General features: G+C 33.4%; 16 protein-coding genes. 9 read left to right on the top strand and 7 right to left on the bottom strand.

What is annotated here, in order from left to right; translation table 11 throughout:
• Positions 1–159: 159 nt before the first annotated feature.
• The 5 genes from ACM55K_RS11935 to ACM55K_RS11915 all read left to right on the top strand — a co-directional run bounded on the left by ACM55K_RS11935 (position 160) and on the right by ACM55K_RS11915 (position 5,524).
• Positions 160–2,166, top strand: a complete 2,007-nt coding sequence (locus ACM55K_RS11935; protein WP_416850473.1) for a S9 family peptidase — start codon at positions 160–162, stop codon at positions 2,164–2,166.
• 562 nt (positions 2,167–2,728) lie between these two features.
• The gene (locus tag ACM55K_RS11930; protein WP_416850472.1) at positions 2,729–3,322 is read left to right on the top strand and encodes a dihydrofolate reductase family protein; all 594 of its coding nucleotides are present in this window, start codon (positions 2,729–2,731) and stop codon (positions 3,320–3,322) included.
• Positions 3,323–3,612: 290 nt separating this feature from the next.
• The gene (locus ACM55K_RS11925) at positions 3,613–4,047 is read left to right on the top strand and encodes a DUF1801 domain-containing protein (RefSeq protein WP_416850471.1); all 435 of its coding nucleotides are present in this window, start codon (positions 3,613–3,615) and stop codon (positions 4,045–4,047) included.
• 108 nt (positions 4,048–4,155) lie between these two features.
• A complete protein-coding gene (locus tag ACM55K_RS11920; RefSeq protein WP_416850470.1) occupies positions 4,156–5,226 on the top strand; it encodes a serine hydrolase domain-containing protein in 1,071 nt (356 codons plus the stop codon).
• Positions 5,227–5,239: 13 nt separating this feature from the next.
• On the top strand, positions 5,240–5,524 hold the full coding sequence (locus ACM55K_RS11915; protein ID WP_416850469.1) for a hypothetical protein: 285 nt from the start codon (positions 5,240–5,242) through the stop codon (positions 5,522–5,524).
• 108 nt (positions 5,525–5,632) lie between these two features.
• Here the strand turns inward: ACM55K_RS11915 and ACM55K_RS11910 are convergent, their stop codons facing one another.
• Positions 5,633–6,244 (bottom strand): hypothetical protein, encoded by a 612-nt coding sequence (locus tag ACM55K_RS11910; RefSeq protein ID WP_416850468.1) that lies wholly within the window; start codon positions 6,242–6,244, stop codon positions 5,633–5,635.
• Between the two features lie 472 nt (positions 6,245–6,716).
• Between ACM55K_RS11910 and ACM55K_RS11905 the strand changes: the two genes are divergently transcribed.
• The gene (locus ACM55K_RS11905) at positions 6,717–7,163 is read left to right on the top strand and encodes an endo-arabinase (protein WP_416850466.1); all 447 of its coding nucleotides are present in this window, start codon (positions 6,717–6,719) and stop codon (positions 7,161–7,163) included.
• Between the two features lie 104 nt (positions 7,164–7,267).
• Here the strand turns inward: ACM55K_RS11905 and ACM55K_RS11900 are convergent, their stop codons facing one another.
• The 6 genes from ACM55K_RS11900 to ACM55K_RS11875 all read right to left on the bottom strand — a co-directional run bounded on the left by ACM55K_RS11900 (position 7,268) and on the right by ACM55K_RS11875 (position 14,569).
• The gene (locus ACM55K_RS11900; protein WP_416850465.1) at positions 7,268–7,627 is read right to left on the bottom strand and encodes a response regulator transcription factor; all 360 of its coding nucleotides are present in this window, start codon (positions 7,625–7,627) and stop codon (positions 7,268–7,270) included.
• 233 nt (positions 7,628–7,860) lie between these two features.
• The gene (locus tag ACM55K_RS11895; RefSeq protein ID WP_416850464.1) at positions 7,861–10,215 is read right to left on the bottom strand and encodes a response regulator; all 2,355 of its coding nucleotides are present in this window, start codon (positions 10,213–10,215) and stop codon (positions 7,861–7,863) included.
• A gap of 6 nt (positions 10,216–10,221) precedes the next feature.
• Positions 10,222–10,647, bottom strand: a complete 426-nt coding sequence (locus ACM55K_RS11890) for a response regulator (RefSeq protein WP_416850463.1) — start codon at positions 10,645–10,647, stop codon at positions 10,222–10,224.
• A 22-nt stretch (positions 10,648–10,669) separates the two neighbouring features.
• Positions 10,670–11,080 carry a response regulator gene (locus ACM55K_RS11885; RefSeq protein ID WP_416850462.1) on the bottom strand — a complete coding sequence of 137 codons (411 nt, stop codon included), beginning with the start codon at positions 11,078–11,080 and terminating at the stop codon, positions 10,670–10,672.
• 18 nt (positions 11,081–11,098) lie between these two features.
• A complete protein-coding gene (locus tag ACM55K_RS11880) occupies positions 11,099–11,812 on the bottom strand; it encodes a sensor histidine kinase (RefSeq protein WP_416850461.1) in 714 nt (237 codons plus the stop codon).
• Positions 11,813–11,818: 6 nt separating this feature from the next.
• Positions 11,819–14,569, bottom strand: a complete 2,751-nt coding sequence (locus tag ACM55K_RS11875; protein ID WP_416850460.1) for a PAS domain S-box protein — start codon at positions 14,567–14,569, stop codon at positions 11,819–11,821.
• Between the two features lie 561 nt (positions 14,570–15,130).
• On the opposite strand from ACM55K_RS11875, the gene ppsA reads away from it, so the two are divergent.
• The 3 genes from ppsA (at position 15,131) to ACM55K_RS11860 (ending at position 19,034) form a co-directional block, all read left to right on the top strand.
• The gene (gene ppsA / locus ACM55K_RS11870) at positions 15,131–17,551 is read left to right on the top strand and encodes a phosphoenolpyruvate synthase (protein ID WP_416850459.1); all 2,421 of its coding nucleotides are present in this window, start codon (positions 15,131–15,133) and stop codon (positions 17,549–17,551) included.
• 10 nt (positions 17,552–17,561) lie between these two features.
• On the top strand, positions 17,562–18,317 hold the full coding sequence (locus tag ACM55K_RS11865; protein WP_416850458.1) for an SDR family oxidoreductase: 756 nt from the start codon (positions 17,562–17,564) through the stop codon (positions 18,315–18,317).
• A gap of 444 nt (positions 18,318–18,761) precedes the next feature.
• Positions 18,762–19,034, top strand: a complete 273-nt coding sequence (locus tag ACM55K_RS11860) for a zinc ribbon domain-containing protein (RefSeq protein ID WP_416850457.1) — start codon at positions 18,762–18,764, stop codon at positions 19,032–19,034.
• Positions 19,035–19,315: the final 281 nt, after the last annotated feature.

Genomic DNA, 19,315 nt, shown 5'->3' with positions numbered 1-19,315 from the left:
AAAAATATTATTTTTATATATTTGATTACTATTCGCTATTGAACAGCGAAAATCTACCCAATTAAGGGTTTATAGTCGCTACTTTGTAGCGATTATAAACAAGTTATGCACAATTCCAAAAGGCAAAGGAGATAAATTAAAAACTTAACAATTAAGAATATGAGAATAGCTTTTACTTTATTAACGACATTATTGCTTGCATTTGGACAATGCAATGTTTACGGCCAAAAGAAATTTGAATTAACAGACTATGCAAAGTTGGTCAATATCTCCGACCCACAAATTTCGCCTGATGGAAAAAGTGTAGTAATTGTTGTTGCAAGACCCGACTATGTTCAAAATCGTTTCAATGCCGAATTGGTTTTGATAGATGTGGCTTCGGGTAAAAAGAGTGTACTCACACAAGATAGATTTGCAGTATCAAGCCCACGATGGTCGCCTAATGGAGAACAATTGGCATTTATTTCTAAAGCTGGACAAGGCAAAGATGCCCTTAATCAAATTTTTTTGCTTTCTATGCAAGGTGGCGAAGCAAAGCAAATAACTAAAGCTATCAAAGGCGTGCAACATTTTGCGTGGAGCCCAAACTCCACAGACATTGCCTATGCAGCACTTAATGAACCCAAAAACAAAGTCGAAATTGGAAAAGGTTTTACTGGTTTTGAAATAACCAACAACGATATGTTTGTGGGCAGCCAGCCAATGCCTGCCCATATTTGGTTGGTAAATACAACCACAGCCGAAAATAAAAGAGTGACAGATGGTGATTGGAGTTTACCGATTGTAATTCCACCAAGCGCACCATCTTCTCCTTTTTCTTGGTCGCCCGATGGAAAAACCATTTTGTTTGTAAAAGTAGCTACTGCTTATTCTGGCGATGGAATAAATAGAAGTATCCAATTGCTTAACATTACCGATGGAGCCTACAAGTCATTAACCACCAGAACAAAAATGGAGGCCTATCCTAATTTTTCTCCCGATGGAAGCAAAATTTCTTATTGGTCTAAAAATGATAATGCAATAACAAGTATAAATGAACTATGGCTGACCAATACAACTGGCGGAGAAGGCAAACCTATTTCTACACAATTAAACAGAGACCTATACTTATCTGCCTGGATGCCAGACAATAAAACTTTTTTAGTCGGCGGGCATAACGACAATAAAACATCTATGTGGAGTATGAATTTAGACGGTAAAACTACTGTAATCAACCTCGGCAATGTTTGCCCTTTTTGGAGTTTTTGGTTGGACGCTACTGTTAGCAAAACTGGTGCTATTGCTTTTACTGGTTCAGAACCTAACAAACCCGTTGAATTATATTTTATGCAATCAACCACTTCAAAATTGGTACGATTGACGGATTACAATACTGAAATAAGCCAGATGACAATGGGTAAAACAGAAACCATAAGATGGGAAAATGACGGATTAAAACATTGCGGTATTGTAACCTATCCTATAAACTATGAAAAAGGAAAAAAATATCCTTTAGTTTTAGTAATTCATGGTGGTCCAAATGCGGCATCGGTAGAGCAGTTTTCAAGATTTTCACAAATATTGGCTAACGAAGGGTATTTTGTGTTTGAACCTAATTATAGAGGAAGTGATAATTTAGGTGCCGATTATAAAGTAGCTATTGTGCAAGATGCAGGCGAAGGACCAGGCCGCGATGTAATGGCAGGATTAGAAAAATTAAAAGCCACGGGCATAATTAACAACGATAAAGTAGGTGTAAGTGGTTGGTCGTATGGTGGCTTTATGACGGTTTGGTTGGCTGGACATTATGGTGGTTGGAAAGCTGCAGTTGCTGGCGCAGCCGTAACAGATTGGGTTGACCAGTATAGTTTTAGCGATAATAATATTGGTCGTGCAGAAGCACTTGGCGGTTCGCCTTATGTAGGTGATAATATGAAAAAGTACATTGCTCAATCGCCCATTACTGAATCCAAAAACATTAAAGCACCTACACTCATTTTGGCAAACACTGGCGACCCAAGAGTACCTGTTTCGCAATCCTATAAATTATACCACACACTGATAGATAACGGTACCGTTACAAAATTTATGGGTTGGCCAATTCCTGCCCACAATGCTATTGATCCTGTAACACAAATGGAAACTCCTAAATTTTGGTTGAATTGGATGAATACGTATTTGAAGTAATTGATGTAGACAGAAAAAGACACTGTGCATAACAGCTAAGGTTTCGTTGCGTGCGCAACACTATCAGTAAAACCTGTGTTGAACGGAACCAATTAGACGTCCGTTAACACTATGCACTTATCTTAAAATAAATTTGTAGATTTTCAAGAGGATTTTACCCCGACCACCCTGATATGCCACAATCGTTAGCGCAGCTTTGCAAACTTTGCCCACAATAGTGAGCAAATAATACAAATAACACAAAAAGCTATGAGTAATTCATGGCTTTTGTTATTTTAAAACAAAAAACATCAACTAAGTAGAAAGCCACAACAACAACCGAAGAAGCTTATTTTATTACCATAACAACAATGTGTTGGGTAGCTTTTTTTACACGATTAAATCAAAAACAAATTATTATACAAGCATTACAATATTGTCAATATCTAAAGTGCTTAGAAATCTATGGACGAATTCGTCAAGACAATTTGATCTATATGACTAATTTCTAACTTATTAATAAACTCCCGGTAACTTTCTGCTCATATTTCAGTATATTTGATTAGCAAAAACGCCTAAGACTATGAGGAAAATAATCGTCTTATCCATGATTACATTAGATGGAGTAATGCAAGCACCTGGTGGACCTGAGGAAGATACATCAGGCGGTTTCAAATATGGTGGTTGGGTTGCACCTTATGGTGACGAAGTTTATGGTAAGGTCATGGAAAAACAGATGAAACCTGCAGATCTTCTTTTGGGCAGAAAAACATTTGAGATTTTTGCCTCCTACTGGCCTCAGCATGAAAAGGAATGGCCAGGTATCACTGATGTCACAAAATACGTCCTGTCCAAGACCATGAAAAAGTCAGATTGGAAAAACTCCGTATTCCTCGAAAGTTTGACAGATATCGAAAAGCTCAAAAATTCAGAAGGTTCTGATATTAAAGTTTGGGGTAGCGGTAAACTTATTCAGCTGTTACTTAAAAATGATTTAGTGGACGAACTCTGGCTCAAAATTCACCCGTTGACTCTTGGTAATGGAAAAAAGTTGTTTGACAATGGCACGATTCCGGCAGCATTTACATTAATAGAAAGTACTGTTACGCCAAGTGGAGTAATTATTGCCAATTACAATCGGGCTGGAAAAGTCAAGACGGGTACTATTGGAGCTTAAGGAGAAAGACTTCTGACTGCATCAGTGACAAAAATAATAAGGAAAAGAAAAGAAAAAGACTCCTAAGTAATTTTTTAACCTATCGGTGGACAGTTCCTCACTCCGAATTCCGCCACCGAAAGCAACAAGCAAACCGTAAGCCGATACCATCTCAACGAGACCAACCAGATTCTATCAAAAAGACCCCTATTATAAAGAATCCATTTAAAAGGAAAATCTTTAATATTGTTCTACTTTAATAAAAGCTTTGGAAATAGACTTATTTAAAAATTAACATAAACACTACAATTATGAACATGTTTGCAAAAAATGAGGCCAAATCTGTAGAAGAATATCTTTTGAACGTACCTGAAGATCGCAAGAAAGATTTTGATTTTCTCCACGATTTTATTCAAAAAGCAGTTCCGAACCTAAAACCTCATTTTGCTTCTAATATGATTGGGTACGGTTCGTTTTACTACCTCGATTCGAAAAAGCAAAAAAAAGATTGGCCCATAATTGCTCTGGCAAATCAGAAGAATTATATAAGTATTTATGTATGTGTGGTAATTGAGGATAAGTGTGCAGCGGAAAAATATAAACAGGAGCTTGGCAAGCTTAGTATGGGGATAGGTTGTATTAGATTGAAGAAAATTGAGGATATTAATCTTGAAACTCTTAAGATTGTATTAAAGCTCGCTGAGAAAAAACCTGGGGTTGTAGGTGCCAATTTAGTAGATAAATAGTTTTGGCTTTCTGATAAATTAATTAAAATAGAGCTTTTTATCCCGATGCTTTGGGAGAACCGACGTTACTGCAAGCTATAAAAACGAAAATCATCCTATTTATAACCTATGGATTTGATAGACACTATTTTAATTAAACAGGTCGAAGAGAATAAAACACCTTCTGTTCAATACGTCATTTTTGACAAAGACCGTGTCATTCATAGATTTCAGTCTGGCTATGCAGATATAAAAAAGCAAAAAAAGACAACAGAAAACACGACTTATAATGCTTTTTCCATAACAAAGACCTTCACGGCTTTGTCAATTTTGCAGTTAGCCGAAAAGAAAAAACTTGATATAGAGCAACCTATAAAAAAATATTTACCTGAATTCCCCTACTCGTCAGAAATTACGATTCGTCAATTAATGAGCCATTCCGCTGGTATCCCTAACCCTATTCCATTAAGCTGGATACATTTAGCAGAGGAACACAACTCGTTTGACAGGAATGCCTTTTTTAGCAAAATCTTCATAAAAAACAGTAAGACGAAATCAAAACCGAATGAAAAATATGCTTATTCGAACTTGGGGTATGTATTGCTTGGACAACTTATTGAAAAGACTTCCGGATTAAGTTATGAAGATTATGTCCGTGAAAATATTTTAAACCCATTAAATATTAAACAAACCGAACTGGATTTTACAATAACCAACCGTTATCAACACGCAAAAGGCTATCATAAAAAATATAGTTTATCAAATCTCATTTTGGGCTTACTTATAGACAAGTCAAAGTATATCAATACAACTGAAGGCAGATGGAATCCATTTAAAGACAATTATGTAAATGGGGTTTCATACGGTGGTTTAATTGGCACTTCAAATGCTTTGGTAAAATACATTCAGGAACTCTTAAAGCCAAATTGCAAACTAATAAAAGATGATTACAAAAAAATGCTTTTCATCGAAAATTATACAAACAATAATAAAGCGACGGGAATGTGTTTATCCTGGTTTAAAGGACAATTGAACGGCAAACAATATTATGCACACGCAGGCGGCGGCGGCGGTTATTATTGTGAGATCAGAATTTATCCTGATTTGGGAATTGGCAGTGTGATTATGTTCAATCGAACTGGTATGACTGACGAACGATTTCTAGACAAAATTGACAAATATATTATTAGTGAAAAATAGAAAATTTATGACTATGAAAAACAAAAGACTTATTGGTATTGTGCTTTCAATATCGATTCTATTGCTCATTCCAATAATTGCAATGCAGTTCACGGATGAAGTAAACTGGACTCTGGTCGATTTTATCGTCGCAGGTTTCCTATTGCTCGGCACTGGTCTCATGTGTGAACTTGTAATGAGGAAGGTAAGCAAAATCGAGCACCGCATTACAATCTGTGTAGTTCTTCTAACAATGTTCGTCCTCATTTGGCTTGAACTTGCAGTAGGAATCTTCGGAACACCATTCGCCGGATCGTAAAAACAGCAAACTATAAAAGGCAATGTCAAACCACATATAATCAATTAGCTATTTGGTATAGCTTTTTTATTATCTGGTAATAATACAATTATGACAATAGGATTAAAACTAGGTCCTAGCAATATTTACAATACTTCTGATAACTTCATCAAGTTGGTTTGAACTTTCTAATATCATATCACAAATATTACTTGTATTACTATCTAATAATGTTTTATCCAAAATGCTAGTAAGTCCAATTATATTGCTTAACGGAGCCCGAATAAGATGTGATTGCTGAAAAATAATTTTTTCCATAGTAACCGAGTTTTTCTCAATCTGTTGTTGTGCAATTTGTAGTTCTAATTCTTCGGCAACATATTTGGTTATATTATATCCCAAACAGAATATTCCCGTCGGATTTTTTTCATCATCAAACATTGCTTTATATTCCCACTGGGTATAAACATAACTTCCTTTCCCATCGTGTTTCCTTATTGTTGCTGGAAATAATTTATCTGGATTCTCGAAGCACTTCATAGAAACTTCTACACAAGTATTCATATCATCAGGATGCATTGTAATATGATATGGCTGCCCAACAAAATTATTATTGATATGTGAAAATTCCTTAGCATAATGTCCATTTATATAAGAATAATTACCATCCATTCCAGTAGTTATTAAATAAAATAAAACGGAGTTATCCAGTAATTTTTTAGTTTCTTCGAAATAATTCATGATTGTTTTTTAAGGTTAAGCTAATGTACCTTTAAATTATTCAATACAGCTATATTTTTAATTTTTAATACCGCTTAACTTACGCCAAATCAAAGTAATGTAATCTATGTAGTCAGACATTTCTCATTTAAAAAATCTTTCTTTTAGTCGAAAGGATTCTGCTATTTTTGCCAATAAGTGATTGGAGAGAAGAAGTATAAACTAATGTACGAAAATTAAAGAAGGGCTTAACTTTAAAATGCTTTTCTATCTTTGTTATGAAAACATTTTTCAACTGGCCGATTGGCAAAAGACTACCTTTGACCCGTACTTTTCTGTATATTTAAATCGGGAATTCCTCATGAAACTAACAGAAACCAACTGCCACTTTTTGCTTTCAAATTAAAATTTCAATACTAAAATTTTCATTAAATGAGAATTACATTATCTTTAGTGAGTAAATAAATCAATATAACTACAAAATACAATTTATATGAAATGGAAATTATCATTTTTCTTAATTTTAAGTATAAGCATATTAGGTTACAGTCAAAAAAATGATGAATCTGAATCAATAAAAAGACTACTGGAAAAAGAATCAGCCACATGGAGAGCTGCTGATAGTAACGGTCATACAGAATGCTGGTACATTCAGCCGTACAGCAGGATTTTAGTTTCGACCGCAGAAGGTATTACAATAGATGTACCTCCAACTGCGATGATCAATACAAATCCAAGTGCAATGGGTAATGGCGGATTTTCAGTGAACACTAACTACAAAATGAGTATCCATAAGAATAATGCCTGGGTAAGCCATAATGAAGAATCAACTGCAAAAGACGGCAAAAAAACATTCTCTTATGAAATCCGGTTATTAGAAAAAATAAAAGGGCAATGGAAATTAGTGGGACAATCCATACATATTTATAACCCAAAATAAAATGATGCTCATGGGCAATTGGACAAAGTAAGTTCTAAACCAACATGATACTATTTAAAAACTCCTCCTTGTTCTTAAAACCAAGAAGGAGTTTTTAAATAGTATCATGTTAATAAAAATCGTTTGATTCTAACGATTAACTCATTTGGGCTAAAGGGTTTTGTAATAAAATCATCAGCACCCAATTCAAAAGCCTTTAACACAGTTTTTTCTAAACCTACAGCTGATAGTATAATTATTGGGATATTTAGTTTTAACTCTATTTTTACTTTATTAACGATATCTAATCCAGAAGCAAAAGGCATTTCTATATCTGACAATATAAGGTCCGGATTCTCTGAAACTATTTTATCTAATGCAACATTACCGTCCGGACATGCAATAACTTCATACCCTTCACGAATAAGTTTAAATTCAATAGTTTTTAGCATCATCTGATCATCTTCGGCTATTAGTATTTTCATTTAATGTTTAATTAATCATTATGGAAATTAAATCTTCAAAAAAATTGCGTTTTGTTGTTCTTAAAAATACATTCGCTTTTTTCAAAAATAAACTTTTTAAATAATTAATAGTTTCAATATATTAGAAATTTGTTGTGAAATTACGAGGAAAAACAAACCATATTTTATAAAAAAACTATTCGTATTTATGATACTATTTACGTTTTTTATTCCCCTTTGGTTTTGCTGACTTCTTATATTTTAGAAAAACCATGAATTGTTTCCAATTCGTTGAAAACAAGCTGACAGATTTCATAAAAATTTCCAACTTCTTCTTTACGCTTTTCTCCCAAAGGATTTATTTCCATTTCGTTTTCAATAATTTCAATACATTTCGATGCTTTTGTTATACCTAACAAACTAATTGCAGATTTTATTTTATGTACTTCAGCTTTTAAAACTATTATATTATCAATCTCATTTGCTTCAATTATAGCTTCTAAAGCTAGTGGGGCATTGTGTAAAAACAAGGATACCATTTTTTCAATAAAGGAAGTATCTCCGTCAGCAAATTCGTTTAAATAATTAAAATTGATTAATTTTTCGGTCATTACTTCATCTTCTGATAAATCACAAGATTTGATTCTATCTACATTCATTAAATTGTGATGTAATTTTTCAAGCAATACATTAAAATCAAAAGGTTTAGACAGATAATCATTCATACCGCTTTCTATACTTCTCTTTTCTTCAACTAATGTAGCATGCGCAGTTAACGCTATTATTGGGATATTCGATTTAGACCCCATATTGGCTCGTATATATTTTGTAACCTCATTTCCATCCATTTCAGGCATTTGAATATCCATCAGAATAATATCATAGTCATTCTTTTCTATTTTATCGATGGCTATTTTTCCGTTGCCCGCTATATCAATTTCTTTTTCCCATTTTTCAAATACTTTAATTGCTAGAAGTTGATTTAGTTCATTGTCCTCTACCAAAAGTATTTTTATGTCTTTCAAGAAATTAGAGGAGAACGGCTCTTTTTTTACTTTTATTGGTTCAACAATTCCTTTTTGAGCCTTTTTATATTGTAATAAAAATGAAAATTCACTCCCTTTAGCAACTTCACTTTCTACAGTCAACATGCCGCCTTGCAATTCAATGAGTTTACGAGTAATCGTGAGACCTAAACCGGTTCCTCCAAATTTTCTCGTCGTTTCATTGGATGCCTGATTAAAACTTTCAAAAATGGAATCAATCTTATTTTCAGGAATACCAATGCCTGTATCTATAATAGTAAATCGGATAAAAGTATCAAATTCAGATTCGTTCTCCTGGGAAACAACTAACTCAACATATCCTTTCTCCGTGAATTTCAAAGCATTTCCAACCAGATTAATCAATATTTGTGATAACCGTGTTGGATCTCCTATTAAAAAATCATTTATTCCGGAATCAATTTCACACAATAACTTTATTTTTTTCTCTTTTGAAATCGGAGAAAGCAATTCAATTACTGAATTTATATTTTTTGACAAGGAGAAATTAACATCTTCAAATGTCATTTTATCGGCATCTATTTTAGAAAAATCTAAGATATCATTAATGATAACCAATAAATTTTTACTGGCTCTTTTTATTGCTTCTACACTTTGTTTCTGATCGCTGTCTAAATTTGTACCTTCTAGAATTCTTGCAAACCCTATAATTCCATTCATCGGAGTACGAATTTCATGGCTCATATTCGTCAGAAACTGTTCTTTTATCTTAACAGATTGTTCTGCGATATCTTTAGCTTTTATTAATTCTTTTTCAATGCGCTTTTGCTCACTAATATCCTGAATGGTGCCTAAAATTTTGAATGGCACATTATGTTCATCATTCAAACATTTTATAAACTCATTAATATACTTAATCGTTCCGTTTTCACACAATATACTATGGCTAAACTGTACTTCAGAATTACTATTTTTGACATATTTGAGATTACTTTCAAAAAGTTCAATATCGTCTGAATTAATTAAACATGATTTAATGAGCGCGATGGAAGGAATAGTATTTTTGTCAATTTCAAAAATATTGAAAATTTCTTCTGAGAAAAAAACTCCTCCATCATTTAGATTTATTTCCCAACTCCCAATCTTGGCCAATTTTTGAGCTTCGTAGAGTCTGTTTGCATTAATATTTAAAGCTAATTCTGTTTTTTTACGCAGTTCAAGGCTATCATGAAGTTTAATTGCATTTCTGATACTTTGCGAAATGCCATCAGGAGTCAGTAATGTTTTTGGAATATAATCAGAAGCTCCGCCTAAAATAGCCTGACTGGCAATTTTCTCATCCCCTTGCGAAGTCACAAAAATAACCGGCGTTTCTATGCCTATGTCTCTCAATTTTTTTAAAAAAGAAATACCATCACTATCCGGCATCAGGTAGTCTAAAAAAATCAGATCATAATGAAATGACTTTATCTTTTCAATTCCCTCTTTAGCTGAAAAAGCACTTTCAACATCCGCAATAATTCCAGAATGGGATATCGAACGAATTATGGTAATCGAATCAACTTTATCATCGTCGATTATCAGTATTTTTAAAGCAGTAGCCATATAATTTTATTTTTTTTCACTTGAAAATTCAATGATGTTCCAATAGTCATTAAGTATTGAAAAAAAATCGGTGGTATTTGTACTTTCAAATGGTTTATGCATGTAGCCAGCTATATTTAAATTTAAAGCTGCGGCTTTATTAACTTCATTATCAGTTCTTGTGATTACAAAAACTAAAATGGATTTTAAAGCAGGATGAATTCGTATCTTACTTAACAGCTTTATTCCGTTTACACTTTCCTCATTAATATCTATTAATATAATTTTTGGAATGGGCGATATTTTATTTTCTCCCTGCAACATTAACCAAGCTTCGGCATCGTTTTGAGCCAAATGCAACGTAGATTTAATACCAATTTCAGAAAATGCATTTTTTACATTTTCAACATCAGAACTACAATTGTCTACTAATAAGATATTTGAACTCGTCATAAAGTAAATTTAAGAAAAAAGCTTACAATTCACACAATTGCCAGAAATTATTAAGTGTAGAAACTGAAACAACAAATTTTTCAAAAGATAATGGTTTTAAAATATATCCGGCTACATTCAAATTATAGGCTTTAATTTTGTCACTGTCTTCATTTGAAGTAGTCATGACAAAGACAGAAATATTTTTAAGCCTTTCATTTTCCCTTAAAGCCTTCAAAAATTCTATTCCGTTCATCTTAGGCATGTTAATATCCAAAATAATAATTTTGGGTAAAGGAATAATCTTATCATTAAGCATTTCTAAAGCTTCAACCCCATTTCCTGCCACAAAAAGCGGATTTTTAATATTATTTTTAGAGAATGCTCTTTTAACATTCATCACATCAACCTCATCGTCCTCAACTAATAAAATGTTTACCAATCTTTGTGTCATAATTTTAATTTTTTATTCTTATTGTTTAGGCCAATTAAATTTAAAAACCGAACCGTTATTTACAGCTGGAGTATATTGGAAGACGCCTCCTGCTAATTTAATTATTTTATTGGTAATTGCCAATCCCGCACCGGTCGAATCTACGATATCTTTCGAATTTACCGTATAAAAAATTGAGAAAATTTTATCTCTTACTTCTTCCGGTATTCCTGGGCCATCATCGCTTACTTTTATTTCATAATCTGTTTCATTTTCGATTATTTCAATAAAAACATTCTTTTTCTCTTTATCATGAAATCGAACAGCATTATCGAGTAAATTGAACAGCACTTTTTGCAATTTCTTACCCAAAGTGACCGTATTTTCGTTTTTTAAATGATACGTAAAATGAAATTCGACATTTGATTTATCGGCTAACATTTTAATACAATCATTGACTAATTTAGGAATATTTACTTCATACAACTCCATTTCACTACTATTAATACGAGAAAGTTCAAGTAAAGCATTCATCATTTTTTCAAGACGCTCCACCCTATTTTTCAGTAATCTAAAGTTGTCTAAAATATCTTTGTCTGCATTAGTTCCTAAATCTTCTTCAATCCAAGTTGTCAAGTTTGAAATGGCTCGCATTGGCGTTTTTATATCGTGCGAGACAATATAAACAAACTCTTCAAATTCCTTTTTAAGGGCGACTAATTCCTCCTGACATTTTTTTTCTGATGCTGTCATATTCATTTATTTAGGAAGTGTAAAAATAAAACTTGTTCCGTTATCATTTTCAGATTCTATATAAATAGCGCCTCCTTTTTCTTCAATTATTTTTTTAACAATAGACAAACCAATACCCGTACTTTCTTTTTTATCACGCGCTTCAATAGTTTGAAAAACTTCAAATACTTTTTTATGATATTCTTCTGCAATACCAGGACCATTATCTTTTATGGTAAACTGATGAAAATCAGGCAATATTTCATATAAACATTCTATTTTACCAATGGGTTTATCATTATATTTGACTGAATTGCTAATCAAATTGCTAAAAACCTGTTGTAAGAGTATCCTTTCTGTTTCAATAACAGGGATAGTATCCACCATGGAAACTTCGAATCCTTCAATAGGGACAACAGAATCAATAATCTGATTCAACATCTTTTTTAAATCAGTTGTTTCTTTTTCGATTTCGGTTCGTCCAATACGGGAATATTCTAAAACGCCATTAATCAGGTTTTCCATCCGCTGTATACGACCCCGTAATAATTCAAAATTAGCGCTAACTTCATCGGGCATTTCAGGCATATCTTCAACAATCCACTCCGAAAGATTATTAATGGCTCTTAACGGTGCTTTAAGATCATGAGAGACAATATATGCATACTGATCAAGTTCTTTATTCTTTTTTCCGAGATCAACTAAGGCATTATTTAAATTCTCTTTTGCTAATTTTTCTTGAGTGATATCAGTGCTAATTGCTATATATTGATAAGGCTTTCCTTTTTCGTTCAAAAAAGGAACAATAGTGGTGTTTTCCCAATAAAAAGAGCCATCTTTTGCTCTATTCATTACTTCTCCTTTCCAAATATTTCCATTAGCAATTGTCCCAAATACGTCTCTTCTAAATTCTATGGTATGATAACCAGTACTAATAATTTGTTGATCTTGGCCTATTAGTTCTTCTTTAGAGTATTTAGAAACCGCGCAAAAATTTTCATTAACATAAGAGAAAACACCTTTTTGATCCGTAATGGCTACGATTGCTGCTTCATCCAATGCCGATTTAATATCGTTTATTTCTTTCGCTTTTTCTTCTATTTTTTGTTCCGCTAATGTTTTGTCCGTAATATCCTGAATAGTACCTTGAACCCCAACTACCTCTCCTTTTTCATTTTTATAAGGTTTCCCTATAGCTACAACATATTTTAAATTTCCGTTAGAAAATAAGAGTCTATGATTATAATGTAAGTCGGCTCCAGTTGTTAATATTTTTTCAAGTGCTTTGTCAAGACCCGATAAATCATCAGGATGAATTTTGCTTCGGTAGGCTAAAAATAGTTCATCCGAAGGTAATTCCTCTAAATCAAAAATTTGATAATGTCCTTTAGACCAAATAAGATCATTGGTCATTAAATCAAATTTCCAGCTTCCAATTTTCGCAATGCTTTGAGATTCATCTAATAATTTATTACTGCTAATTAAATTTAGCTCTGCTTCTTTTTCTTTTGTAATATCCTTAGATATTCCTAAATACCCCGTTAATTCGCCTAAATTATTTTTAATCGCAGTAATTGATAAAACTATTGGGATTAAACTTCCATCTTTTCTCACATAGGTCCATTCATTAGAATCAGCAATCCCCAGCTCTCTTGCCTTTAAAACAAACGTATCATATCCAGGCACTAGATTTTCTCCAAATTCTGTTATTAAATCATCCGTATGTTTAACAACTTCATCCCATACATGAAAAATCGATGGAGTTGTCTTTCCAACAATTTCTTCTGATTTATATCCAAGTAATTTTTCAGCACCTCTATTAAATTGTTTAATTGTTCCGTCTAAATCTGAAGATATTATTGCAAATTCTGTAGCATTTAGAATGGATGTTAAATCAGCTGCAATATTTATAAGTTCCTCCTGTTGTTGTTTTTCTAGAGTAATGTCACGGGCAATACAATATAAATTACCTGTATCAGGATCTGGAGATGTATTCCAACTTAATAAAACATAGTTGCCATTTTTGCAACGGTATCGGTTTTCAAAACTGATAGTCTTATGTCCATTTGATAATTTTTCAACTTCCTTATATGTTTTATCTAAATCTTCCGGATGAATGAAATCAATAAATGGTTTCCCTTCTAATTCCTCTTTAGAATAACCCAATACAGCCGTAAATGCTGGATTAACTTTATAAAAGAAACTATCCACGTTCGCAATACAAACCAAATCCTTTGAAAGTTCAATAAAATTCTGAAATTCCCTTTGAGATTTAATAAAATTCGCATTCTTTTTTCGTAAATCCAATAATAAAACTACTTGATGGGCAAGTAATTTTAAAGCATTTTTTTGTTCATTAGTCAATATTCTCGGTTCTGTATCTATAACACAAAGTGAACCTAAATTAAAGCCATTTTCATCTTTAAGTGGTGCTCCTGCATAAAATCTAATATTAGGATTTCCAGTCACTAAAGGATTGTTAGCAAATGTCTCATTTTCCGTTGCATTATTGACTTCATATACTTCATCGCCCATAATTGCATATTGGCAAAAAGATAAATTTCTTGGGGTTTCAGTAACCTCTAATCCAACAGTGGATTTAAACCATTGTCTGTCTTCATCTAATAAACTTACTAAGGCTATAGGAGTTTCACAAATATAAGAGGCAAGCTGGGTTATTGAATCATATTCCTTTTCCGGCAAAGAATCCATAATTGAATACTCTTTCAGTGCTTTAAGTCTTTTTATTTCATTTTCCGGTATCGGATTTTTTTTCATCAATGGGAGCTTTTTCTTTAATAACAATATTACAGATTTTTTAGTTCTAAACTAACTATTTTATAGCTTTACTTACTTGTTCCTCTAACTTACTTAACAGTCATAACTACAAAAATAATTTATTTTTATAGTATCAATATTTATCAAAAACTTAATATTACCAAATAATTACAACTGTTTTTCTCATATATTATTTATCATTTAATACTGTCATTATTTTTTTATTTTATTAAAAAAATAATTTGTTTCTATTCTCATTTTTTAACAAAATAAAAACACAAACTACTGTATTTTAATTACTTAATTTAAAATAACAATAAAATAATATCTTTTTTTACACCAATAAAATAATTAATTGATTAAATTTACAGTATGGGTTTCAACTAGAAGGAATACCTACTTTCCTCTTTTTTAACCTCAAAAAGTTATGTAAATTTCAAACCTACTTTTGAATTAAAAAATTTACTGTCTGATTAACCAAAAAAGTGCGCCTCATTTATTTTTTCCATTGTTACTATTTTAACAGACTAATGGTCAGTTTCTATTCAAAAAACATACGAAATGGCAAAGTACAAACACATCTTTTTTTTTAACCAAATTGGTATTGAAGCCATTGGTAAAGTTGGCGGTAAAAATGCCTCTCTTGGCGAAATGTACAATCAGCTTAATCCAAAAGGTATCAACATCCCTAATGGATTTGCAATTACTGCAGCAGCTTATCGCCTCTTCCGTAAAGCAAATAATCTGGAAAATCCTCTTGAAGATTTATTATTTTCATTGGATACAAAACAGTATTCTAATCTTTCTTCCATTGGAGAAAAAGCCAGAAATCTTATTTTATCAGCAACAATTCCAGAGGAAATTCGCGATGAAATACAAGCTGCTTACCAATCACTTAGTGAACAATGCGGCATCAATAATCTCGACGTGGCAGTACGAAGCAGCGCAACTTCAGAAGATTTGCCTACAGCGAGTTTTGCGGGACAAATGCAATCCTTTCTAAATATCAATGGTACAGCACAGTTAATCGATGCCGTACACCATTGCTTTGTATCCTTATTCACGGACCGTGCCATAAAATACCGTCATGACATGGGCTTTGCCAAATTAGATATTGCGATTTCTGTAGGCGTACAGCAAATGGTTCGAAGCGATAAAGCCGCTTCTGGCGTAGCATTTACCATTGATCCGGATAGCGGATTCGAAAATACCATTATCATAAATAGCATTTGGGGATTAGGGGAAAATATTGTTCAAGGCTCTGTTACGCCTGACGAATGGATGGTTTTTAAACCTACTTTAGAAAACACAGATTTAGATCCTATTCTAAAAAGACAGTGCGGCAGAAAAGAGTCCACGATGATCTATGCCGATAAATCCACCAGTTCATCCGCAGAAAACACAATTAGTAATACGGACACTTCCTTAGAAAAACAAAACCAGTTTTCGTTAAGCGATAAAGAAGTTATTCAGCTTTCTCAATGGTGTTACAAAATTGAAAAACATTATCGAAAACCAATGGATATTGAATGGGCAAAAGACGGTTTGAACAACCAACTTTATATTGTTCAGGCGCGACCGGAAACCGTTCATGGAAAAGCAAATAAACAAGTTCGGGAAATCTATACACTCAAAGAGAAAAGTACACTTTTGGCTCGAGGAATTGCGCTTGGCGATAAGATTGCTTCGGGAAAAGTGCGTATTTTAAATAGTCCGCAAGAAGGTCATTCATTGCAAGATGGAGAAATTATAGTCACTGATTTGACTAATCCCGATTGGGATCCCATCATGAAAAGAGCTTCGGCGATTATTACCAACAAAGGCGGACGTACGAGCCATGCTGCCATAGTAGCGAGAGAACTGGGAACCGTTGCGGTAGTGGGCTGCGGTAATGCTACGTCTGCACTAAAAAATGGTCAGGAAATTACCGTTTCCTGTGCCGAAGGTAAAGAAGGAAATATATACGAAGGATTGCTGAAATGGGAAATAACGGAACAGGATTTCAGCAAACTGGAAATGCCAAAAACAGATCCTATGCTTATTCTCGCCGATCCGGAAAGAGCTTTCGAATTAAGTCATTATCCCAATCAGGGTGTGGGTTTGATGCGAATGGAATTTGCTATTTCAAATACAATTAAAATTCATCCGCTGGCCTTGTGTGAACCCGAAAAAATAACCGATCAAAATATTGTTGCAGAAATAGCCGCATTAACCAAAGGCTATGAAGACCCTAAAAATTATTTCATTGATAAACTAGCCGAAGCTATAGCAATCGTTGCTGCTGCCTTCTATCCAAAAGACGTAATTGTACGAATGAGTGATTTTAAAAGTAATGAATATGCTAACCTCATTGGTGGAAAATATTATGAGCCTCATGAAGAAAATCCTATGATAGGATTTCGTGGTGCTTCCCGTTATTACAGTGATTTTTATCGAAAAGGTTTTGCTTTGGAATGCGAAGCAATGAAAAAAGTACGAAATAAAATGGGTCTCCATAATATAAAACTGATGATTCCTTTTTGCAGAACAGTTGAGGAAGGAGAAAATGTACTTAATGAAATGGCTAAAAATGGATTAATGCAAGGTATCAACGGACTGGAAGTATATGTAATGATTGAAATTCCAAGTAATGTATTAATGGCAGATGAATTTGCAAAACTATTTGACGGATTTTCTATTGGTTCGAATGATTTAACCCAACTCACATTAGGTTTAGACCGTGATTCCGCATTAGTAAGTTATTTGTTTGATGAAGAAAATCCAGCCATAAAATATTTGATTAAAGAAACGATTCGGGTCGCTAAACGATTTGAAATAAAAGTGGGATTGTGTGGACAGGCACCGAGCGACATCCCACAATTTGCTAAATTTTTAGTAAATGAAGGTATCGACAGCATTTCATTTAATCCTGATGCTTTGATAAAAGGAATTGAAAATATTTTGGAAGCAGAAAAGAAAAAAAAGAGACAAATTCTAATGTAATACTTCTTGTATGGAAACAACATTCAAAAATAAGGTAGCAATTGTAACTGGCGGTTCATCAGGAATTGGTAAAGCGACTGCGCTTGCTTTCGCAAAAAAAGGAGCTAAAGTAGCTGTTGTTGATTGGGTAGAAAACAATGAAACGGTGAACCTCATCAAAGAAATGGGAGAAGAAGCCATTTTTATCAAATGTGATGTATCAAAATCCACTGATGTAAAAGCGATGGTAGAGAAAACCATTACCACTTTTGGCCGATTGGATTATGCCTATAACAACGCTGGTATCGAAGGAACGTCTGCTCCGACACAGGATTGTACAGAGGAAAACTGGGATAAAACCATCGGAATAAACCTAAAAGGAATTTGGCTCTGCATGAAATACGAAATCCCTGAAATACTGAAACAAGGAAAAGGTGTGATAGTCAATTGCTCATCTGTAGCCGGACTCGTTGGATTCTCGGGTTTACCTGCCTATGTAGCGTCCAAACATGGTGTTGTAGGATTAACAAAAACTGCGGCATTAGAATGTTCTAAACTCGGAATCCGAGTGAATGCAGTTTGTCCTGGAGTAATTCAAACACCAATGATTGACCGGCTTACCGGAAATAGTAAAGAAGCTGTAGAACAGTTCACAGGCTTGGAACCAATTGGTCGTTTTGGTCTTCCAGAAGAAATAGCTAACGCGGTAATATGGATGTGCTCTGATGAAGCCTCTTTTGTAACAGGACTTGCCATGGCTGTTGATGGTGGTTTTGTAGCGCAATAAAATTAATTATAATAGTAATTCTTGCTTTATGATTCCCGTCAAAAATAAAATAGAGCGCCACCTTTTAGATGGTAAAAAAGTAAAAATTTCTTTTTCATGGGACACTATTGCCCGAGAATTAAATGGTCTTACCGAGCAATACAACTGAGTATATTTCAGAGAAAGTATTGTCTTTTTTAAAATTTATAGAAGAAGCTGCGATTCAAAAATCCTTAAATATTTTGCCAATGTTAAAACTTTAGAAGAGTAGTTAATCCGTACTCCTAGAAAATAATTCATCCAACGAACGGAAACTTTATTTACCGCCTTTAAAAGCAAAATTGAAATAAAAATTGGATCACAGTCCATTTTGCGAAAGCTGAAATCCTAAAAACATTAGATTAATCGAAAAAATAAATTAGAAATAACAAAATGAAAAAAAACTAACTATTTAAAATTACCAAGATGGAAAATACTCATTTTTGTCAAAGTTGCGGGATGCCATTGACAACAGAAGAAGCAAAAGGGACGGAAAATAACGGCCTTAAAAATAATGATTATTGCAAGTATTGTTATGAGGATAGCCAATTTAAAAACCCAGAAATGAATTTAGAAGAAATGGAAAAAGCCGTAAAAGCTCACATGGAAAAAAAGAAACTCCCTAATTACATGATTCAAAAGGCTTTAAATATTTTACCTGCACTTAAGCGTTGGAAAAACAAACAATTTATCGTCTAAAACAATCTATTCAATCTGTGGAAAACGGTAACGGTAAAATAAAAATCACCTATCGGGAGGTATTGAAACAAGGTCTTCGTAAAGCATTGGATGAGAAAACGTTCTCGGCTTGGGCTGCTTAAACGCATCAGGTAATCTGTGTGGAAAATGCGTGGAGAAAAGGATTTTATGATTTGAATGCTCCGGCACAGCGATTGTGCGGTGTTGAAGCGCCTATTCCCTACTGTGCACACACAGAAGAAGCTGTTATTCCTCAGAAAAAAAATATTGTTAATACAGTT

The organism is Flavobacterium arabinosi, from assembly GCF_048158725.1.
Lineage (GTDB): Bacteria > Bacteroidota > Bacteroidia > Flavobacteriales > Flavobacteriaceae > Flavobacterium > Flavobacterium arabinosi.
The sequence above is the reverse complement of the archived record's forward strand: the minus strand, read 5'-3'. Positions and strand labels throughout refer to the sequence as shown.